This is a genomic window from Ilyobacter sp. (assembly GCF_041583315.1).
Lineage (GTDB): Bacteria > Fusobacteriota > Fusobacteriia > Fusobacteriales > Fusobacteriaceae > Ilyobacter.
On the sequence record NZ_JBFHGC010000269.1, the window covers coordinates 1 to 3,870 of the forward strand.

Sequence of the window (3,870 nt, forward strand, 5' to 3'; positions counted from 1 at the left end):
AAGTCGTTATCTCTGTCTAAATAAGGATTTCCTGCATATGATTCCTTATTTTTTTTTACATAACTCAGTTCTTTGGAAAAATCTTCTCTTTCTGTAATAGATTTTTCCTCTTCAATATCCTTTGGATAACTGTGCAAAGAATTGTCGCTAATATTTATATAGATCAGGTTATCAATTTCCTTGTCTTGAGATAAATAAAATGTCTCTAGCCCTTTTAAAATAACCTCATCTACAGACCGGTTTTCATATTTTTCCATAGTATATTCTAGATTTTTTGCAAGATCTCTCAGTCCTTTTTTCTTTTCTCCTACGTACAGCTCTAGGCTTCTGCTTATTGATTTGGATATTGTCATCAGATGCTCCATCTGCTGTTCTACAATTATATTCTGATAATTCAAAAAACTTCTGTAGCTTATATTCCCTACAATTAAAATTATAAAAATTATCGCTATTATCGGAAATACCTTTAATTTAATTTTTTTCAATATATACTCCTTTCTACATATAAAATTCTATGTTCTTTTTCAAAAAAATACTGTATACTATATAATGGACCTGGGATTTTTATAAATTAAATATTTTGAATAAAAATATCATAACATATTTTTTATTTAAAGTATTTAAAAATAAAGTAAGAGGAGGTACCTTTAATTGAAAAGCTATAAAGTTCTCTTAGTGGATGATGATATAGAAATATGTCAAATGATAAAAAAGGCCCTTGAGCCAGAAAATATAGAAACCCTGACTATTTCCACCGGAAAAGAAGCACAAAGTGTTATCAATTCTCAGACTTTTGATCTTATTATTCTTGATATTATGCTTGATGACACCGATGGATTTCAGCTCTTGAAAAAAATCCAGGCTGAAGATATAGAGATCCCCGTTATTTTTCTGAGCGGAAAACAGCAGGACTACGACAAAATCCTAGCTTTGGGAATGGGTGCCGATGACTATATTACAAAACCCTTTAGTATGTCAGTCCTGATTGCAAAAATAAAGGCACATCTCAGACGATCTGACAAAATAAAAGAACTTCAGACCTCTTCAAGAAAAATCACAAGAGATCCCTTTGTATTAAACATAGATACCTACCAGCTTTTTAAAGACGGGGAGGAGATCTTCCTTTCATCAAAGGAGATAATGCTCATGAAGTTTTTCATGGAGAACCCCAACAGAGTCTTTACAAAAGAACAGCTCTATGAAAAAGTTTGGAACAATACTATTATTGATAATAACTCAATCATGGTATACATCCGTCACTTGAGAAAAAAAATCGAAGATGACTCTAAAAATCCAGTGTACCTGCAAACTGTATGGGGTATTGGTTACAAATTCAGCATCTAAAAAATATAATATTTGAAAAGGACTGTAAAATCAACAGTCCTTTTTTAGTATCACAATTCTATTGAAGTTTAATACTGATATCTTCTCCTAATCCAGAAGATCCTTTATACTGTTTAACATTACACTTCTTATTTCAGAGTTTTCTTTTGAAAGATCGGTTATAATATTTTTGACACGAAGCCTTCTGGAATTTTCATTTGTTTCATAAGCACACTCTGATTTTAATATAGGTAGATTCAGTCTTCTCACATATTTTATTATATTTTTTTCCTCTACAAATGAAAGTGGCCTTATAACTTTCACCCCGTAATCCTGGGATTCATAAGCCGGTTTCATAACATTCATATTTCCCTGATAAAATACATTCATTAGAAACGTCTCTATAATATCATCCTTGTGATGCCCTAAAGCAAGCTTATTTATATTCTGTTCTTTCATTATTCTGTAGAGCATTCCCCTTCTTATTCTTCCGCATAAAAAGCATGGATTTTTTTCTTTTTTATCTTCAAAGAGAAGATTCTGCAGGTCAGTTTCAAAAACTTGCAGTTCCAGACCCATTTTTTTACAGTAATCCTCTGTTTTATTGTAGCTAGAGCTGTCAGTACTAGGATGAATATGAATAGGGATTATCTCAAAATCAAAATTTACTATTATTTTTATTCTTACAAGGGCATTTATAGTGGCAAGGCTGTCCTTACCCCCTGAGACACCCACTGCTATCCTGTCTCCTGCCTCTATCATATTATATTTATGCATTGCCTTCCCTATGGGATTCCAGAGAGTCTTACTAAAACCCTTTGATTCAATAAACGCCAGCAGTTCTCTGTCAGAAAGATTTTCAAGCTCAATCTTGAGACCTGTGTGCTTTTCCACTGCTTCTGCCGTTTTGAATCTTCTTTTATTATTCAGTTCAAAATATATCTCAGTTTTTTCCTTAGAATTTAAGACTTTTAATCTGTCATCCTCTATAGAAAAGAGATAATTTTCGTGTTTTACTCCCTGAAGTTCATTTAAGTCATTTATTCTGATAGCCATCTCTATACCCCTCTGTCCTTTTTGTTCCCCCTTGTATAGCCCATCACATAATCAAGATTTATATTTTTCATTGAGTTGAATATGCTCTGCTTTATGTTTGGATTTGTCTCCTCCATATCTGCCAAGAGTTTCTTAATCTCTTTTCTTTTGGAATCTATTTTTCCAGACTCTATAGGACAACCGCAGGTCATTGGAGATATTCCGTTTTTCTGGGTATAATTTATTACGTCCTCTTCTTTTATGTATATCATAGGTCTTATTAGCTCTAATTTACCGCTGGTGGATTTTACCTTAGGTATCATAGTTTTCACAGTTCCTGCATAGAACATATTTATGAGGGAAGTCTCCACAGCGTCGTCAAAGTGATGTCCGAGGGCCAGCTTGTTACACCCTAGCTCCTCTACCTTTTTATAGAGTACTCCTCTTCTCATCTTTGCACACAAAAAACAGGGATTTTCAGGATCTTGTTCGAATGCCACTTCCCATACATTGGACTCAAATATCTCACACGGAATATCAAGGTCTTTTAGATTGTATTTAAACTGATCCACATCCATGGCCTCAAACCCAGGATTCATGGATATAAATACCACTTCAAAATTTTTAGTTCTGTCTTTTTTTAGCTCCTGGAAGAGTTTGCACATGAGAAGACTGTCTTTCCCCCCTGATACACCGACGGCTATCCTGTCACCGTCCTCTATAAGCTTAAAATCTTTTACCGCCTTTACGAATTTAGACCAGATTTTTTTTCTGTAAGTGCTCCTTAGAGACTCGGTGGCTATCTGACCACGGCTCAGTCCCTCTTCAGTCATTCTTTCTTCTATAGTTTCGTAAACTTTTTTTTCTTTCATGAAAACCTCCGCTGCTTTTATTTCAATAGATATGAATTATCTTTTATTTTTTCTAGAATCATATAATTATATCATAACTGATTATTTTTTAAAAAGTTTTTTTATCAATGTGATAAAGAATTGTTTGACTTTTCTCTTGCAAAGCAATACAATTATATTTTAAAATGAAATATTGAATTTTTGTAGACTCTGTTACTTTTCTCTTGAAAGAAAAGCACCCCAAGGGCATTTCCTCCCTTCGGTCAGGGCATAACCAAAAGTTCAAGAATTTTCAAATGTCTAGGAAGTATATGTTTCTTTTAACGCCTTTGTGAGCTACAGTCCTCGGTTCCCTGCGGAACTTATTCTGTAGAACGGCTGAGTGCTGGTTATTTCCTGTATAAGTTCTGCGACTTGAAATTCAAAATACAGAAAGAATAATATCAAGCTAAATAAAAAGCATGCGCATGGTTATTCTTTAACTTATCGTGCTAAAAAGGTTTTGAATCTTTTGGCCATTGACAAAATAAGCGTTAAAAATGACCGCAGTGAAATCCTTAGTAAAAATCAACTGTTTGGCGCAGCGAGTAGCCAAAAAATAACGAGTCATACGAGTATATTTTCTGGTTCTCAGAAACTTGTTTTCTGAGTTTCATTACTC

General features: G+C 33.7%; 3 protein-coding genes and 1 pseudogene. 1 reads left to right on the plus strand and 3 read right to left on the minus strand.

The annotated features are described in order from the left end of the window. Positions 1-485, minus strand: a pseudogene (locus ABZA26_RS09650) (histidine kinase); the annotation flags it as partial. Positions 486-651: 166 nt separating this feature from the next. On the opposite strand from ABZA26_RS09650, the gene ABZA26_RS09655 reads away from it, so the two are divergent. Then, positions 652-1,344 carry a response regulator transcription factor gene (locus ABZA26_RS09655; protein ID WP_372714313.1) on the plus strand — a complete coding sequence of 231 codons (693 nt, stop codon included), beginning with the start codon at positions 652-654 and terminating at the stop codon, positions 1,342-1,344. An 87-nt stretch (positions 1,345-1,431) separates the two neighbouring features. Here the strand turns inward: ABZA26_RS09655 and ABZA26_RS09660 are convergent, their stop codons facing one another. Together ABZA26_RS09660 and ABZA26_RS09665 are read right to left on the minus strand one after the other, a co-directional pair. After that, positions 1,432-2,379 carry a tRNA 2-thiocytidine biosynthesis TtcA family protein gene (locus ABZA26_RS09660; RefSeq protein ID WP_372714314.1) on the minus strand — a complete coding sequence of 316 codons (948 nt, stop codon included), beginning with the start codon at positions 2,377-2,379 and terminating at the stop codon, positions 1,432-1,434. A 2-nt stretch (positions 2,380-2,381) separates the two neighbouring features. Further along, positions 2,382-3,191 (minus strand): ATP-binding protein, encoded by an 810-nt coding sequence (locus ABZA26_RS09665; RefSeq protein ID WP_372714315.1) that lies wholly within the window; start codon positions 3,189-3,191, stop codon positions 2,382-2,384. Between the last annotated feature and the right edge of the window lie 679 nt (positions 3,192-3,870).

Bases quoted from the DNA above. Each gene is read 5' to 3' on its own strand.
- ABZA26_RS09665 (WP_372714315.1), bottom strand. From the start codon at position 3,191: ATGACTGAAGAGGGACTGAGCCGTGGTCAGATAGCCACCGAGTCTCTA.
- ABZA26_RS09660 (WP_372714314.1), bottom strand. From the start codon at position 2,379: ATGGCTATCAGAATAAATGACTTAAATGAACTTCAGGGAGTAAAACAC.